Here is a 17,020-nt window from a genome sequence, read left to right as displayed (position 1 = left end):
CCAGTGGGAATAGATAAAGATAAAGAATGCGTGAGAAGCCACAATCCGCTGATTTACTGCACTGGTATGACCGTCATGCGCGGAACCTGCCGTGGCGGGTGCCGCCCGGGGCCGAGGTCGATCCCGACCCCTATCGCGTGTGGCTGTCCGAGGTCATGTTGCAGCAAACCACTGTTGCGGCTGTAAAATCTTACTTTGAGCGGTTTACGACGCTTTGGCCCACGGTCTCTAATCTGGCCGATGCCGAGGATCAGGCCGTAATGGGGGAATGGGCCGGTCTGGGCTATTATGCCCGGGCGCGGAACCTGCTGAAATGTGCGCGGGTTGTGCGGGACGCACATGGCGGGCGTTTCCCAGATCAGCGCGAGGACTTGCTGAAACTGCCGGGAATCGGTCCCTATACGGCCTCGGCCATTGCGGCCATCGCCTTTGACCGGGCCGAGACTGTGGTCGATGGCAATGTCGAGCGGGTTATGGCGCGACTTTACGACATTCACACACCCTTGCCTGCAGCCAAGCCCGAACTCACAGAGAAAGCCGCCGGTCTGACGCCGGATTTGCGGCCCGGGGATTATGCGCAGGCCGTGATGGACCTTGGCGCCACGATCTGCACGCCTCGCAACCCGGCCTGCGGGATTTGCCCATGGTCGGCGGCTTGCATTGCCCGGGTCAACCGGACGGCCGCAGAACTGCCAAAGAAGACCCCAAAGAAACCCAAACCCATCCGCCACGGCATTGCCTATGTCGCCCGCCGGGAAGACGGCGCGTGGCTTCTGGAACAACGCCCCGACAAGGGCCTGCTGGGCGGCATGCTGGGATGGCCGGGCAGCGACTGGACCGAGGCCGATCCCCTCCCGGCGCCGCCGATTGAGGCCGACTGGCATGACCCAAACGCCGAGGTTCGCCATACCTTCACGCATTTCCACCTGCGTTTGACGTTACGTCTGGCCACCTTGCCGATGACGGCTGCGCCCGAACGTGGCACATTCCTTTCGCAAACCGAATTCCGTCCCGCCAACCTGCCGACCGTGATGCGCAAGGCTTTCGATCTGGCGCGGGACCCGTTGACCAAGGACTGACCCATGCCCTACCGGGCCGACCTTCCTGCTACTTTGCCCTTCTGGCTGTCGATTTTGACGGTGCCCCTTGCATGGGCCGGGGGTGCGAATGGCGGATTCTGGATCTGGATGCTGCCCATCTGCACGTGGGGCTTGTTCACCGTTTTGGACTTCGTCACCGGTCTTTACGAAGGCAATGCCGACCCTGAAACACCCGAACCCCAGCTGTTTTGGTATCGCGCGGTTACGCTGATCTGGTTCCCACTACAATTCATCACCCAATTCGGGCTGATCTGGTGGGTCACCCACAGCGACCGTCTTAGCACCGGAGAGGCCTGGGGCCTGTTCTTCGGCGTCGGCGTGATCTCTGGCACGATCGGGATCAACTACAGCCACGAGCTGATGCATCAGAAGAACCGCGGGGAACGGTGGCTGGGCGACCTGCTGCTGGCCTCGGTGCTGTACAGCCATTTCCGGTCCGAGCATCTGCGGGTCCATCACCTTTATGTCGGCACCCCACGCGACCCGGTCACCGCATTGTATAACGAGGGGTTCCACCGGTTCTTCCCACGTGTCTTGCTGGGATGTCTGCGCTCTGCCTTCCGGGCCGAGGCTGCGCTCTTGGCGCGAAAAAGCCTGCCGTGGTGGAACCGCGCCAACCCCTTCTGGCGCTATTGGACCTTGCAGGCCGGAATGGTCGCTTTGGCCATCGGGCTGGGCGGTTGGATGGGTCTGGGGCTATTCCTGTTTCAGGCCTTCGTCGCCGTATGGCAGTTGGAACTGGTGAACTACATCGAACACTACGGGTTGACCCGCAAACATCTGGGCGACGGGAAATACGAGCACGTGAAACCCCGTCACAGCTGGAATGCGGCGCAGCAGGCCTCTAACTGGCTTTTGATCAACCTGCAGCGCCATTCGGATCACCACTATAAGCCTGACCGTCGCTTCCCCGTCTTGCAGACCTATGACACGGACGAGGCGCCTTTGCTGCCTTATGGCTATCCGCTGATGACAATGGCCGCGATGGTTCCGCCCCTGTGGCGGCGGGTGATGAACCCGCGCGTCCGGGCGTGGCGGCGGCAATATTACCCCGAGATCGAGGACTGGGGTCCTTACAAAGCTGGGACCAACCCTCTGCCGCGCTGAACGAGTTGGTAACCAATTTTGCCCCAGTCTGGGGACATGACCCACGACTCGAAGTCCCATGTTACGATCCTGATGTGCACCCGCAACGGCGCACGGTTTCTGCCCTCTCAGCTGAACAGCTTTCTGGCCCAGTCCCATGAGGACTGGTCGCTGTGGGTCAGCGATGACGGGTCGGATGACGCAACGCTGAAGATTTTGCGCGAGTTTCGGGCGGCGCATCCATCCCGCATCGTGCGCCTGTTCCGGGGACCCAGACAGGGGATCGGCGCGAACTATCTGTCACTGATCTGCCGAAGCGACATTCCCAAGGGGATCGTTGCCCTGTCGGATCAGGACGATGTGTGGCTGCCCGCAAAACTGAAACGCGGGGTGCAGATGCTGGCCCGGCATGGGCACGGGCGGCCAACGCTCTATGCCAGTGGCTATCGACCGGTCGACCCGAACCTGATGCCGATCAAGATCACACAGCGTCCGGTTGGCCCGCTTGGGTTTCGCGCCGCGCTACAACGCAACCGGCTGTGCGGCGCGACGATGATGCTGCCGCCCCAGACCGTTGACCTTGCACGCCGGGCCGGGCCGCGGGCGGTGCCCTTTCACGACTGGTGGCTGAACTTGCTGGTGACGGGGGTGGGGGGCGACATCCTGTACGACACTCACCCAACGCTTCTGTACCGCCAGCACGAAAACAACGCATTGGGCCTGAACCACGGATTTCGCGCGTTCGGACAACGCGTCGGCATGGTCCTGCGAGGAGAGCACCGAAGCTGGCACCAGATCAACCAACGCGCCTTGGAAGAGATCTGGTACGAGCTGGACAGCCCCTGTTTTCAGCATCTGAAACAGGTGATGCGTGGGGCGCAGGGCTTCGCCAGCAACCCTCGTCGGACGCAGCACAAGACGCCGCTAGCGGATCAGGTCAGTTCCTTGACGACCGTCTCGTAAACCTCGCGCTTGAAGGGCACGATATTGGCGACCAGCTGATCGGCGGGCAGCCAGCACCATTCGGAAAACTCCGGGTGGTCTGTCTGAATATTGATCTGGTCGTCTGTGCCGGTGAAGCGCAGCCGGTACCAGATCTGCTTTTGCCCCCGATACTTGCCCTTCCAAACCTTACCCAACAGCTCTGGCGGCAGGTTGTAATAGACCCAGTCGCCGGTCTTGCCCTCGATCGTGACCAGATCGGCCGTGACGCCGGTTTCTTCCCACAACTCGCGCAGGGCGGCGGCCTCTGCCTCTTCGCCGTCATCGATCCCGCCTTGGGGCATCTGCCATGCGGCGACCTCGGAATCGCGGCGTTGGCCGACGAAGACATCCCCGTCGGCATTCACCAGCATCACCCCCACACAAGGGCGGTAGGGCAGGCTTTCAGGATTGATCGCCATGGTTAGTCAGCCGGGTCCAGCGCCGACAGGCCTTTCAGGATGTCGATGGCATAGGCCAGCTGGTAATCCTCTTCCCGCAGTTCGGCGGCCTCTTCGGCACGGGCGCGGTCTTCTTCGATCTGGCGACGCTCGTCCTCGGTCAGGCTGTCATTGTCGAGGCTACCGCGCAGGTCGGCCTCGGACCGCGAGTTGCGCGGTGTTTCTTCTTCGACCTCCTCGGTGACCGGAAGCGGCTGTTCGACGATGATATCGGGCGAAACGCCAAGCGCCTGGATCGAGCGGCCCGACGGCGTGTAGTAACGCGCGGTGGTCAGGCGCATCGCGCCATTGCCCCGCAGCGGCATCACGGTCTGGACCGAACCTTTACCAAAGCTCTTGGTGCCGACGATGATCGCGCGGCGGTGATCCTGCAGCGCACCCGCAACGATCTCAGAGGCCGAGGCAGACCCGCCGTTAATCAGCACGACAAGCGGCTTGCCCTCGGTCAGGTCGCCCTTGGTGGCGTTGAACCGGTCGCTGTCGCGCGGGTCGCGGCCACGGGTCGAGACGATCTCGCCCGCATCAAGGAAGGCGTCCGAAACGGCGATCGCCTCGGTCAGCAGACCACCGGGGTTGTTGCGCAGGTCGATGACAACGCCGTTGACATTGTCCAGACCGCCAAGCTCTTCCACGGCTTCGTTGAACTTCTCTTCAAGGTTGGGCGAGGTCTGGTCGTTGAACGTGGTAATCCGCAGAACGACGGTTTCACCCTGCACGCGCGAACGGACAGCGGTCAGCTTGATCGTGTCGCGGACGATGGTGACGTCAAAGGGTTCGTCCACGCCTTCGCGCACGACCGTGATCACGATCTCGGATCCGACCGGGCCGCGCATCTGTTCGACAGCTTCGTTCAGGGTCAGGCCCAGAACGCTTTCACCATCGACATGGGTGATGAAGTCGCCCGCCAGAATACCGGCCTCGTCCGCCGGGGTGTCGTCGATGGGCGAGACAACCTTTACAAAGCCCTCTTCCTGCGTGACCTCGATGCCAAGACCGCCAAATTCACCGCGGGTCTGAACCTGCATGTCGTCAAAGTCCTGCGGCGGCAGATAGCTGGAATGCGGGTCCAACGACTGCAGCATGCCATTGATCGCGGCCTCGATCAGCTCGCCGTCATCAACTTCTTCGACATACTGGGCACGGATGCGTTCGAAGATATCACCGAACAGGTCCAGCTGTTCGTAGACCGAGACCTCTTCCTTGGCTTCCTGCGCCAGCAGGGGGCCTGCGACCTGAGTGGTCATTACAGCCCCGGCGACGGTGCCGAGCATTGCGGCCATGACAAATTTCTTCATCTCATCCTAATCCTTGTTGAACCTGAACCACGCAGCCGGGTCCACGGGCATGTTGCCCTCTCTTACCTCAATATAAAGCGTCTCTGGGGTCGGGTTTCCACCATCTTGTTGTATTTTAGGGTCAAAACCCTGTGCATTTAGCGTGTCCTTGCTCATCAGACCCAGTGCATCGCCGGTTCTCAGAACCTGTCCGGTCTTCACGAAAACCTCTGCGATACCCGCCAGAACCACAAGATAGCTTTGTTCCGGCTCGACAATAATCACATTTCCGTAGTCCAGAAGCGGCCCGACATAGCGGATGGTTCCGCCCGAGGGGGCCGTGACCAGCGCTTGGGCCTCGGTCGACAGGATCACGCCCGGACGCGGGATACCCGCGGCATCCGCTTTGTTGAAACCGCGCAACAGGGTTCCACGGACGGGCAGCGGCAAGGTGCCTTTCAGCGCCTTGAAGGACAGGATCGGCCTGTCCCCGGCGGGCAGCGGGGTCGAAAGCAGACCGTCAGCAAAGCTTTGCATGGTGTCGCTGCTTTCCAGAAGCTGGCGCATGGCGGTGGGGTCGGCGGCGAAGCGCGGCGGCAGGTCCTTACGCTCGGCCACAGCAAAGGACAGGGCGGTGCGGGCCTCTTGCGCGCCGATTAGACCTTCGGTCAACTTGGCAGCGGCGGCCAATTGCACGGTGCGCAACTGCTGCAATTCCTGCATCTGGTCACGCAGCGCGGCCACGTCTGTCTGCAAGGCGGGCGCGGCCTGCGCCATCAGCATCCCCGCCCGGGCCGAGGCCACGGGACCAGCTGGATGCATCAAAACCATCGCCTCGGGCGAGGTTTGCTGGGCCTGAAGCGCGCCCAGAAGGCGGGACAGGCGAGCCTCTTCCTTGGACAAGGATTGGCTCAGCGCGGCTTCGCGCAGGGCGACCTGCCGCTGCCCTTCACGCAGGGCAGACAACCCGGCCTCATAGGCCTGAACCGTGCGGACCAGCGCCTTGACCCGGTCGCGCCCCTTTTGGGCCCGTGTCAGGGACAGGGCAGCAGCGTCCAGCTTTTCGGTGGCCAGACGCGCCTGCAAACCCGGATCATCCTGGGCAAGGCCTGCCCCCGCCGTCATTGCGGCAAGGGCAATGGTCAGGACCCAGCGCGCGATCATGCTTCGATCAGGCTTTCCCCGGTCATCTCGGCGGGTTTTTCCAGCCCCATCAACGCCAGAACAGTCGGCGCCAAGTCAGCCAGACGGCCCGTGCGCAGGCGGGCACCTTCGGGACCGCCGATCAGGGCGACAGGCACCGGGTTCAGCGTATGGGCGGTGTGTGGGCCGTTGGTCTCTTCGTCCCACATCAGCTCGCAGTTGCCATGGTCGGCGGTGACAACCATCGCGCCGCCAGCCGCTTTCAGCGCGGGCAGGACCCGGGCGAGCCCGGCGTCCACCGCCTCGCACGCCTTGATCGCCGCGTTCAGGTCGCCGGTGTGGCCAACCATGTCAGGGTTGGCATAGTTCACAACGATCAGGTCATAGCCTTTCTGAATGGCCTCGACGAACTTGTCCGTCACCTCGACCGAGGACATTTCCGGCTGCAGGTCATAGGTCGCGACCTTGGGCGATTTCGGCATGAAGCGGTCTTCGCCCGTCTCGGGGACCTCTTTGCCACCGTTCAGGAAGAAGGTGACATGGGGGTATTTCTCGGTCTCGGCCAGCCGGAACTGGGTCCGACCGTGTTTGGCCACCCACGCACCCAAAGTGTTCACGATCTCGCGCTTCGGGAAAGCCGTGGTCATATAGTCGTTATGGCCGTCCGAATATTCGACCATGCCCAAAAGCGCGGCAAGGTTCGGGCGGGGGCCGGTATTGAAATCGGTGAACCCCGGCTCGCCGATACCGCGCAGAATTTCGCGCGCGCGGTCAGCGCGGAAGTTCAGGCAGAAGATGCCGTCGCCGTCCTTCACGCCTGCAAAATCGCCAATCACGGTGGCGTTGATGAACTCGTCGCTTTCCTCACGAGCATAGGCCTCTGTCACGGCGGCGGTGGCCGAGCCTGCGCTAAGCCCCTCGCCCTTGATCATCGCGTCATAGGCTTGTTGAACGCGCTCCCACCGGTTGTCGCGGTCCATGGCATAATAGCGGCCAATTACCGTGGCGACGGTTGCGCCCTCGGGCAGTTTGGCGACCAGTTCGGGGATGAAGGCATCGGCCGATTTCGGGGCCACATCGCGGCCATCGGTGATCGCGTGAATGGAGACCGGTACACCCGCCGAGGTGATAACCTCTGCCGCGGCCAGAACGTGATTGATGTGGCCATGCACCCCACCATCCGAGATCACACCCATCAGGTGCGCGGTTCCATCGGTGGCCTTGAGCTTGGCAATGAAATCCTGCAGCGCCTCGTTTTTCGCGAAAGAGCCATCTTCGATCGCCAGATCAATCTGGCCCAGATCCATCGCAACAACGCGACCGGCACCAATGTTGGTGTGGCCGACCTCAGAATTGCCCATCTGGCCCGAAGGCAGCCCGGCATCCGGACCGTGGGTGATCAGCGTTGCACTGGGGCAATCGGCCATGATCGCGTCGAATGTCGGCGTATGGGCCTGAACCGGCGCGTTATACTCGGCCTCGCTCCGCGCGCCCCAGCCATCGAGAATACACAAAACAACAGGTTTGGGGGCGGCCATGTGGGGTCTCCTTCAAAGACGGCGTCGGCTTTCAGGGCTTGTTGACCCCATGTAAACTTGCGCTTGCCGCAGTTCAATCATTTGCGCCGACAATTCGCAGAACTGTCGCCCCTGAATCAAAAAAGGCCCGCACGACGGCGGGCCTTTCTATTGGGTCATCCGGAATATTAGTTCGGGATGTCGCCGGTCAGGCCTTCGACATAGAAGCTCATGCCGGCCAGAGTGCCGTCATCTGCTACTTCGCCGTCTGCAAGCCAGTCGCTGCCGTCCTGCTTTTTCAGCGGGCCGGTGAACGGGTGGTAATCGCCGGTGCGCATGGCTTCGATCATTGCCAGAGCTTCGGCTTTCACGTCGGCCGGAACCGCGTCGGTGATCTCACCGATTTCAACCATGCCGGTGGGGATACCGTCCCAGGTGTCGACGCTTTCCCAAGTGCCGTCCAGAACCGCTTGGGTCCGGGCAACATAGTAAGGCGCCCAGTTGTCGATGATCGAGCTGACGCGCGGGAACGGCGCGTATTCCGCCATATCCGAGGCCTGACCGAAGGTGACAACGCCGCCCGCCTGCTCTGCCGCGGCCTGAGGCGCGGTCGAGTCGGTGTGCTGCAGGATCACGTCGGCGCCCTGTTCGATCAGCGCTTTGGCTGCGTCAGCCTCTTTCGCCGGGTCGAACCATGTGTAGGCCCAAACGATCGAGAACTCGACATCGGGGTTCACTTTCTTGGCGTGGATATAGGCAGAGTTGATGCCACGGATAACTTCCGGGATCGGGAAGGAAGCGATGTAACCAATCTTGTTGGTCTTGGTCATCTTGCCTGCGATGTGGCCCTGAACCGCACGGCCTTCGTAGAAACGCGCCGAATAGGTCGAGACGTTGTCCGCGCGCTTATAGCCAGTGGCGTGCTCGAATTTCACATCGGGGAACTTGGCCGCAACGTTGATGGTCGGGTCCATGTAACCAAACGAGGTGGTGAAGATAAGCTTGGCGCCGGACAGGGCCATCTGGGTCATCACGCGTTCGGAGTCTGCACCTTCTGGGACGCTTTCCTGATAGATGGTTTCGACCTTGTCACCCAAGGCTTCTTCCACGGCCAGACGGCCTTGATCGTGTTCGTAGGTCCAGCCGCCGTCGCCGACGGGGCCCACATAGACAAAGCCCACTTTCAGTTTGTCTTGGGCAGCAGCAGCGCCTGCCAGACCAAGGGCAAGGGCGGCCCCTGTCAGAATGGTGGTGATTTTCATGGATTACTCCCAGGTTGGTTAAGCAGTTGCCCCTAGTTAGAGGCGTGGAAACTTCGGCCCAAAGACGCCGGGGCGTTTAGCGCAGCCCGACTCTTATCGGCAGAGATGATGACCAGAACGATTATAGTGATCAAGTAGGGCGACATCGACAGATATTCGACAGGAATTGCAACACCTGCGGCCTGTAGGTTCAGCTGCAATACCGTAATTCCGCCGAACAGATAGGCGCCAAGCAGGACGCGGCCCGCTTTCCAGCTGGCAAAAACCACCAGCGCCAGCGCGATCCAGCCAGCCCCTGCGGTCATGCCCTCGGTCCATTGCGGAACACGGATCAGGCTGAGGTATGCCCCGCCCAGCCCTGCGCAGGCCCCGCCAAAAGCAATCGCCATCAGGCGGATGCGCACAACCTTATAACCCAAAGCATGGGCCGCATCGTGGTTTTCCCCCACCGCGCGCAGGATCATCCCGGCGCGGGTATATTTCAGCCCGGCCCAGACCCCGGCGACCAGAGCCAGCGACAGATAGACCATCAGATCATGGGAAAACAGGATCGGCCCAAGGACCGGAATGTCAGAGATGACCGGGATATCCAGCCGAAATACCTCGGGTGCTTTGATCCCGATATAGCCCTGCCCCATCAGCGCCGACAGGCCCAGACCGAACAGGGTCAGACCCAGACCGGTGGCCACTTGGTTCGACAAAAGGAACTGGGTCAGCACACCAAAAAGCAACGACAAAAGCGCGCCGCCCAGGGCCGCGCAGATGAAGCCAAGCGTCGGGCTGCCGCTTTCCACCGCGACGATGAACCCACAGACCGCGCCGGTGATCATCATGCCTTCAACACCAAGGTTCAGGACACCGGCTTTCTCGACCACCATCTCGCCCAATGCGGCCAGAAGGATCGGGGTTGCCGCCACCATTAGTGAGGCAATCAGAAAGACGGGGTTGATCGAAGAAAGGTCCATCACGCGACCTCCGTTTTGCCGATGCGGATGCGATAATTGGACAGCACGTCCATCGCAAGCAGGAAGAACAACAGCATGCCTTGGAACAGCTGGATCGCGGCCGAGGGCAGGCCCAGCATCAGCTGTGCAAGCTCGCCGCCGATATAGGTCAGCGCCATCAGAAGACCCGCCAGCAGGATGCCGATCGGGTTCAAGCGACCTAGGAAGGCCACGATGATCGCGGTGAAGCCATAGCCAGAGCCGAAGTCGATGCTGATCTGACCGGCGGGGCCAGAGACCTCGAACAAGCCTGCCATCCCGGCCAGAGCACCCGAAAGGCCAAGGCAGATCAGGATCAGACGGGTCGGGTTCACACCAGCAAACCGTGCCGCACGCGGGCTTTCCCCGGTCAGGCGGATCTGGAAGCCAAGGATGTGGCGCGTCAGCATGACATAGGCGAAGATCACCACGATAAACGCGGTCACGACGCCCCAATGCATACCGGAATTCACGAAAATCTCGGTGTTGGCCGCGGCAGGCCACTGACCGAAGTTCCGGCTGCCGGGGAAGCCCATGCCATCGGGGTTTTGCAACAGACCAGAAGAAACCGAGGCCAAGATGTTCTCGGCCACATAGACCAGCATCAGCGAGACAAGGATTTCATTGGTCCCGAACTTGGTTTTCAAGACCGCCGGGATCATCGCCCAGGCCCAACCCCCAACGGCCCCTGCAACCACCATCAGCGGGAAGATCAGGAAGCTTTCCGACGGGTAAAAGGCCAGACCAGCCCCCGCGCCAAAGATGGCACCCATGATGTACTGACCCTCGGCCCCGATGTTCCAGATGCCAGCGCGAAAGCCCATCGACAAGCCGATGGCGATCAGGATCAGCGGCCCGGCTTTGACCAGAAGTTGTGGGCGGGAATAAGCGGCAAAGCTTTCATGGAACAGCGGGTCCCAGAAAATGGTGCGAATGGCTTCGAACGGGTTCTTGCCAAGGGCCGCGAACAGGATACCGCCCGCGATCATCGTCGCGATAACGGCCAGAACCGGGGTAGCTGCCGCCCAGAAGCGTGACGGCGAGGGGCGTTTTTCCAGACGGATCATGATGCCACCTCCATGTCATGGGCGCCGCCCATCATCAGGCCGATCTCTTCCATGGTCAGGCCGCGTGCCGGTTGCGGCTTAGACATGCGCCCTTCGTTCAGGGCCGCGAAACGGTCCGAGATTTCCATAAGCTCATCCAAATCCTGCGAGATTACGACGATCGCCGCGCCGGCCTCGGCCAGATCTAGGATCGACTGGCGGATCGCTGCAGCGGCAGAGGCGTCAACGCCCCACGTCGGCTGGTTCACCACCAGAACCTCGGGGCGCTGCAGGACCTCTCGTCCGATCACGAATTTCTGCAGGTTGCCGCCCGACAGGGACCGCGCCGCGTTTTCGGGGCCCGGCGTGCGAACGTCGAATTCCTTGATGATCAGTTCCGCAAAGGCGCGGGTATCGCCCCACTTCAGGAACCCGTTCTTGGTCAGACCCTGCCGGACTGCGCCGGTCAGCAAGGCATTTTCGGTCAGGCTCATCCCCGGCGCGGCAGCATGGCCAAGCCGTTCTTCGGGGGCGGCCAGAACCGCGATCTGGCGACGCTGGTTGGGGCCCATATGCCCGATCTCTTCCCCACCGATCTTAACCGCGTGGCGGGCGGCAGGGCTTTCACCCGACAGGGCCGACAGCAATTCGTCCTGCCCGTTGCCCGCAACACCACCGATGCCCAAAACCTCACCCGCGCGGACAGTAAAAGAGATATCCTTCAACGCCGTCCCAAATGCCGAATGCGAGGCCTGAGAGAGGTTCGAGACCTCTAGCACCACGTCACCCGGTTCATGGGCGTCGCGTATGGGCGGTTGCAGCTTGCTGCCCACCATCATCTCGGCCAATTCGGCGGCCGATTTCTCGCGCGGGTCGCAGCGGCCGACCACTTTGCCAAGCCGCAGAACCGTCGCACCATCACAAAGCGCGCGGATTTCTTCCAGCTTATGCGAGATATACAGGATAGAGGTGCCTTCGGACTGTAGCTTGCGCAGGGTTTGGAACAGGATTTCAACCTCTTGCGGGGTCAGAACACTGGTCGGTTCGTCCATGATCAGAAGCTTGGGGTCCTGCAGAAGGCAGCGAATGATCTCGACCCGCTGACGCTCGCCGGCGCTAAGGTCTCCAACGGTGCGATGCGGGTCCAGCGGCAGGCCGTAAGCCTCGCTAACCTCGCGGATACGGGCGGCCAGTTCGCGCTGCGACGGGGGGTTTTCCATCCCCAGGGCGACATTCTCAGCCACGTCCAGCGCCTCAAACAACGAGAAATGCTGGAACACCATCGCGACGCCGGTGGCCCGCGCCGCGCGTGGCTCGACCGGGGCGAAGGGCACGCCATCGAACTCCATCTGTCCACGGTCGGGTTTGACCAGCCCGTAGATCATTTTCACAAGGGTCGATTTGCCAGCGCCGTTCTCGCCCAGCAAGGCATGAACCTCGCCCTTACGAATCTCGAACGAGACATCGTCATTGGCCACGACACCGGGATAGGCTTTCGTCAGCCCTTCAAGTTTCAACAGCGCTGTCACCCGGCAATTCCCCTGTTGTTTGTTCTGGTTGACCTTTTAGTAACTCGGAGGTGACGCCGACGGCAATTGCCTGCGGGTGTTTTCCAAGCTCTGGTTGCCCAATTGGACAACAAATGCGTGAAATTTGGGCTTCAGAGTGGCCCAGATCACGCAGCCGTTTCCTAAAGCGCGCCCATTTGGTCGCCGAGCCGATGACTCCGGCGAAGGAAAAACCGTGGTGCAGCACCTGATGACACAGCTCTAGATCCAGCGGATGGCTGTAGGTCAGGATCAGGTGTTCGGCGTTTCGGGGGGCAAATCGGACCACATCAGCAGGCTTGGCGGCGACCAGTTGGTTCACTCCCTTAGGGATGTCCGCCGGGAAACGGTCTGCGCCGGTATCCACCCACGTCACCGCGAAATCCGGCAGTGGTGCCATGACCTGCACGATAGCTCGACCCACATGGCCCGCACCCCAAACCCATATCGGGCGAGAGGGGTTGGCCAAAGGCTCTACCATCCAACCATCCAGCAGTTGCGGGGCCAGCGGTGTGGTTCCGTTGCGCATCTGGGCCAGCAGCTTCTGAACCCGCAACGGCATCACCGTGTCGCCAGAAACGGATCGGGCGACAATCGCGCCGGTTTCGGCGAGCGCCGCCTCGTCATAGGCCTCGGACAACAGGCTGACCGATCCCCCACAGCATTGCCCGCGTGCCGGGCCAAGCGGGATCTTCTGCAAAGACTGCTTGCGGCCAGATTCCAGCATCGCCCGGGCCAAAGTGGCCGCTTCGAATTCAAGCGCGCCGCCGCCGATTGTGCCCGACTGACCGTCCGCCCAGACAACCATCGCTGCGCCGACCTCGCGTGGGGTGGAACCCGCAACTTGGGCCACAACCACGCGGACAACGGGGCCGTGAACTTGGATCAGGTCCAGCAGGGTGTCCCGATCGAAGCTCATCGCTGCGCCCTTCCGATGGCTGCCAACACCTGTTCGGCGGTGGCGGGGGCCTGCAGGTCTGGATAGGTGTCACCGCAGGCGCTGACCGCATCGCTTAACGCCATGAAGGCCGAGATGCCCAGCATGAAGGGCGGCTCACCCACAGCTTTTGACCGATAGATGGTTTCTTCGCGGTTCTCACGGTTCCAAAGATCGACGTTGAACAGATCGGGCCGGTCCGAACAGGCCGGGATCTTGTACGTCGAAGGCGCGTGGGTGCGCAGGCGACCGTCATTGTCCCAGACAAGCTCTTCGGTGGTCAGCCAGCCCGCGCCCTGCACATAGGCCCCTTCGACCTGCCCGATATCAAGGGCGGGATTCAAAGAGTTGCCCGCATCGTGCAGGATATCAGTGCGCAGGATGCGGTTTTCGCCGGTCAGCGTGTCGATGACCACCTCGGTCACGGCCGCGCCATAGGCGAAATAGAAGAACGGGCGGCCTTCGCCCTTGATCCGATCCCATGCCAGTTTCGGGGTCTTGTAGAACCCAGTAGCGCTAAGGCTGATACGCGCCTCATAGGCGCTTTTCGCGGCGTCGCTGAAGCTGATCGTGCGATCACCCACCCGAACCTGACCGTCAGCGAATTGCACCGTTGCAGGGTCGGCCTGATGGATCTCGGATAGATGCTCTGCAATCCGGGTGCGCAGGGTCTCACAGGCGATCTTGACCGCCATGCCGTTCAGATCGGCCCCGCTAGAGGCCGCTGTGGCCGAGGTATTCGGCACCTTGGCCGTATCTGTTGCGGTGATTTTCACGACGCTCGGGTCCACCCCGAACACACTGGCCGCGACCTGTGACACCTTCTGGAACAGGCCCTGCCCCATCTCTGTCCCACCGTGATTCATGTGGATCGAACCGTCCTGATAGACATGCACGAGGGCCCCCGCCTGGTTCAGGTGGGTCAGCGTAAAGCTGATCCCGAACTTCACCGGGCTAAAGCCGATCCCCTTCTTCAGAACCGGGTTCTTGGCGTTCCAATCCGCCACGGCCTGTTTTCGGGCGGCGTATTCGGAAGAGGCCAAAAGCGCCTCTGTTATCCCGTCGAGTTCAAAATCCTCAACCGTCTGACCATAGGGCGTTGTTGACCCTTCCGAGGAATAGTAATTCCGCTGCCGCACCTCGACCGGGTCGGCCCCCAGATGGTGGGCGATGTGGTCCATCACACGCTCGACACCGATCATCCCCTGCGGCCCGCCGAAGCCGCGAAAAGCGGTGGCGGATTGGGTGTGGGTCTTCATCCGGTGGCTTTCGATCCGGACATGCGGCAGCCAATAGGCATTGTCCGCATGCAGCATAGCGCGATCGGCAACCGGCAGTGACAGGTCCTGCGCCCAGCCGCATCGCGCCCAGTGCAGGAACTCTATCCCTTGCACACGGCCGTCATCGTCGAAACCAACGCGATACCCCAGCCGGAAGTCATGACGCTTACCGGTGATCATCATGTCGTCATCGCGGTCATAGCGCATCTTGCAGGGCTGGCCCGTGGCCCGCGCGGCCATCGCGCAGGCAATCGCCAGCGCGTTGCCCTGACTTTCCTTGCCGCCAAAGCCACCGCCCATACGGCGGGTTTCGACCCGGACCGCATGCATGGGAACCTCTAGCGCATGGGCCACCTTGTGCTGAATCTCGGTCGGGTGCTGGGTCGAGGAATGAACGAGCATATCGTCCCCCTCTTGCGGCAGGGCCATAGCGGCCTGACCTTCCAGATAGAAATGCTCTTGCCCGCCAATCTCTAGCTGACCTTCCAGCATATTCGGGGCCGAGGCGATAGCGGCCTCTGCATCCCCGCGTGCCCAGATGCGCGGGCCGTCTTCGAACCGGCTGTTCGCCGCAAGAGCGTCGTCGATCGTCAGGATGGCCGGGGCTTTTTCATAGCTGACCTTGGCCAGACGCGCCGCGCGCCGGGCTGCCAGATGGCTGGTTGCCGCGACGATGAACAGGGGTTGGCCGAGGTACTTGACCTCTGGCCCGCCAAGCAGCGGCTCGTCATGGATCGACGGCGAACAATCGGGCATCGGGATCAGATTGTCCGGGGACAGAACCAGCCGAACCCCCGGCGCGGATTTCACCGCAGAAAGGTCCATTTCGGTCACTCGGCCATGCGCGATCTCTGACAGGCCAAAGGCCAGATGCAGGCACCCGACGGGAACCGGAATGTCATCGACATAGCGGGCCGCACCCGTCACGTGCCCGCGCGCTGAATCGTGGGGAAGGGGTTTAGCGACGCTCATACCGACACCTCCAACACGTTTGTGGCTGTACCCTGATCCTCTAGGAAATACCGGCGCAGCATGTTCTGCGCGGTTTGCAGGCGATAGTCAGCCGAGGCCCGCATGTCAGACAGCGGCGTGTAGTCCTGAGCGAATTTCGGCAAGGCGGTACTCACAGTGGCCTCTGTCCAGTCCTGCCCGATCAAGGCAGCCTCGACAGCATTGGCCCGTTTGGGGGTGCCTGCCATGCCGCCAAAGGCGATGCGGGCGGCGGTGACCTTGCCACCCTCAACCGTGATATTGAAACAGCCGCAAACCGCCGAGATATCCTGATCGAAGCGCTTCGACAGCTTGTAGCATTTCAGGCGGTCAGGCTGGCGCGGGATAGAGATCGCCTCGACGAACTCTCCGGGTGCGCGATCCTGCTTGCCATAGTCGATGAAGAAATCTTCCAGCGCGATCTCGCGCCGGGTGTCGCCTTTGCGCAGATGCAGACGTGCACCAAGGGCGATCAACGCGGGTGGGCTGTCGCCGATGGGCGAGCCATTCGCGATATTCCCGCCAATCGTCGCGGTCGAACGGACCTGCTGGCTGGCAAACCGGTCCAGCATGTCGGCAAAGTGGGGGTGCGCCGTGGCGATATGGGTGCGCAGCTCTTCGATCGATACCATCGCGCCAAAGCGCATCTGGTCACCAGAGAAATCAAAGCGGTGCAGATCCCAGCATCGGGTCAGGAAGCAGGGCTTGGGCAGGTCGCGCAGACCTTTCGTGACCCACAGACCCACGTCGGTAGCCCCGGCGATCAGGGTGGCATCGGGGTTGGCCGCGTACCAATCGGCCAGCTCGTCCGACGATTCAGGGGCGCAGGCAATGGACCCGCCCAGGTCATCGGCGGGAAACTCGTGCAGCCACTTTGGGATGTCTCTTTCGGGATCATCGCCAACGCTTTCCGCCGCGCGGATGATCGGCGCATAGCCGGTGCAGCGGCACAGGTTGCCCGACAAGACACGGTCGAAACCGCGATCCCCCCGGATTTGCGCCGCGACAAGCGAATTCACAATGCCCGGCGTGCAGAACCCGCATTGCGAGCCATGCTCGTCAATCATCGCCTGCTGGATCGGATGAAGCGCCCCGTCAGGCCCGCTGACACCTTCGATGGTGCGTACGGCTAACCCATGAAGCTGCGGCAGGAAGGTAATACAGGCATTCACCGCCTGCGCACCCTTCTCGGTGCCGGGCGTATGAGTGACCACGACCGTACAGGCCCCGCAGTCGCCTTCGTTACACCCTTCCTTGGTGCCCTTCAGGCCGCGCTCTTCCCGCAGCCAATCCAGTAATGTGGTAGTAGGAGAGGCACCACTGACGCGCACCTCTTCGCCATTCAGAAGAAATATGATCTCCATGAACGAGACCCGCCGCTTTCTCTGCATTCAGCCCCGGCGCCCCCACCCG

At 61.8% G+C, this 17,020-nt stretch carries 14 protein-coding genes; 3 read left to right on the top strand and 11 right to left on the bottom strand.

What is annotated here, in order from left to right; genetic code table 11:
* Positions 1–26 precede the first annotated feature (26 nt).
* Genes mutY through CLM58_RS02770 form a run of 3 tightly spaced genes read left to right on the top strand, consistent with a single transcriptional unit; the run spans position 27 to position 3,149 of the window.
* Positions 27–1,079 carry an A/G-specific adenine glycosylase gene (gene mutY / locus CLM58_RS02780; protein WP_095594370.1) on the top strand — a complete coding sequence of 351 codons (1,053 nt, stop codon included), beginning with the start codon at positions 27–29 and terminating at the stop codon, positions 1,077–1,079.
* A 3-nt stretch (positions 1,080–1,082) separates the two neighbouring features.
* Positions 1,083–2,207, top strand: a complete 1,125-nt coding sequence (locus tag CLM58_RS02775) for an alkane 1-monooxygenase (RefSeq protein WP_095594369.1) — start codon at positions 1,083–1,085, stop codon at positions 2,205–2,207.
* 36 nt (positions 2,208–2,243) lie between these two features.
* On the top strand, positions 2,244–3,149 hold the full coding sequence (locus CLM58_RS02770; RefSeq protein WP_095594368.1) for a glycosyltransferase: 906 nt from the start codon (positions 2,244–2,246) through the stop codon (positions 3,147–3,149).
* Here the strand turns inward: CLM58_RS02770 and CLM58_RS02765 are convergent.
* The 11 genes from CLM58_RS02765 to xdhA all read right to left on the bottom strand — a co-directional run bounded on the left by CLM58_RS02765 (position 3,119) and on the right by xdhA (position 16,971).
* Entirely contained in the window at positions 3,119–3,583 is a 465-nt protein-coding gene (locus CLM58_RS02765; protein ID WP_373286812.1) for an RNA pyrophosphohydrolase, read from the bottom strand. The two genes, CLM58_RS02770 and CLM58_RS02765, sit on opposite strands and share 31 nt — an antisense overlap.
* Positions 3,584–3,591: 8 nt before the next feature.
* Positions 3,592–4,923, bottom strand: coding sequence for a S41 family peptidase (locus tag CLM58_RS02760; protein ID WP_095594366.1), 1,332 nt, complete (start codon positions 4,921–4,923; stop codon positions 3,592–3,594).
* Positions 4,924–4,929: 6 nt separating this feature from the next.
* A complete protein-coding gene (locus tag CLM58_RS02755) occupies positions 4,930–6,066 on the bottom strand; it encodes a murein hydrolase activator EnvC family protein (RefSeq protein WP_095594365.1) in 1,137 nt (378 codons plus the stop codon).
* Positions 6,063–7,583, bottom strand: a complete 1,521-nt coding sequence (gene gpmI, locus CLM58_RS02750) for a 2,3-bisphosphoglycerate-independent phosphoglycerate mutase (RefSeq protein WP_095594364.1) — start codon at positions 7,581–7,583, stop codon at positions 6,063–6,065. Before gpmI ends, CLM58_RS02755 begins: the two co-directional genes overlap by 4 nt.
* 167 nt (positions 7,584–7,750) lie before the next feature.
* A complete protein-coding gene (locus tag CLM58_RS02745) occupies positions 7,751–8,824 on the bottom strand; it encodes a BMP family ABC transporter substrate-binding protein (RefSeq protein ID WP_095594363.1) in 1,074 nt (357 codons plus the stop codon).
* A gap of 32 nt (positions 8,825–8,856) precedes the next feature.
* Complete coding sequence (locus tag CLM58_RS02740) at positions 8,857–9,789, bottom strand: ABC transporter permease (protein WP_095594362.1); 933 nt, start codon at positions 9,787–9,789, stop codon at positions 8,857–8,859.
* Positions 9,789–10,874, bottom strand: coding sequence for an ABC transporter permease (locus tag CLM58_RS02735; protein WP_095594361.1), 1,086 nt, complete (start codon positions 10,872–10,874; stop codon positions 9,789–9,791). Before CLM58_RS02735 ends, CLM58_RS02740 begins: the two co-directional genes overlap by 1 nt.
* Positions 10,871–12,382 carry an ABC transporter ATP-binding protein gene (locus CLM58_RS02730; RefSeq protein ID WP_229666182.1) on the bottom strand — a complete coding sequence of 504 codons (1,512 nt, stop codon included), beginning with the start codon at positions 12,380–12,382 and terminating at the stop codon, positions 10,871–10,873. The genes CLM58_RS02735 and CLM58_RS02730 overlap by 4 nt, the downstream gene beginning before the upstream one ends.
* The gene (xdhC, locus tag CLM58_RS02725) at positions 12,360–13,319 is read right to left on the bottom strand and encodes a xanthine dehydrogenase accessory protein XdhC (RefSeq protein ID WP_095594360.1); all 960 of its coding nucleotides are present in this window, start codon (positions 13,317–13,319) and stop codon (positions 12,360–12,362) included. Before xdhC ends, CLM58_RS02730 begins: the two co-directional genes overlap by 23 nt.
* Positions 13,316–15,589 (bottom strand): xanthine dehydrogenase molybdopterin binding subunit, encoded by a 2,274-nt coding sequence (gene xdhB / locus CLM58_RS02720; protein WP_095594359.1) that lies wholly within the window; start codon positions 15,587–15,589, stop codon positions 13,316–13,318. The genes xdhC and xdhB overlap by 4 nt, the downstream gene beginning before the upstream one ends.
* On the bottom strand, positions 15,586–16,971 hold the full coding sequence (xdhA, locus tag CLM58_RS02715; protein ID WP_095594358.1) for a xanthine dehydrogenase small subunit: 1,386 nt from the start codon (positions 16,969–16,971) through the stop codon (positions 15,586–15,588). The genes xdhB and xdhA overlap by 4 nt, the downstream gene beginning before the upstream one ends.
* Between the last annotated feature and the right edge of the window lie 49 nt (positions 16,972–17,020).

Source organism: Actibacterium pelagium (assembly GCF_002285415.1).
GTDB lineage: Bacteria > Pseudomonadota > Alphaproteobacteria > Rhodobacterales > Rhodobacteraceae > Actibacterium_B > Actibacterium_B pelagium.
Note: the sequence above shows the minus strand (reverse complement) of the source record. Positions and strands in the feature narration are given on the sequence as shown.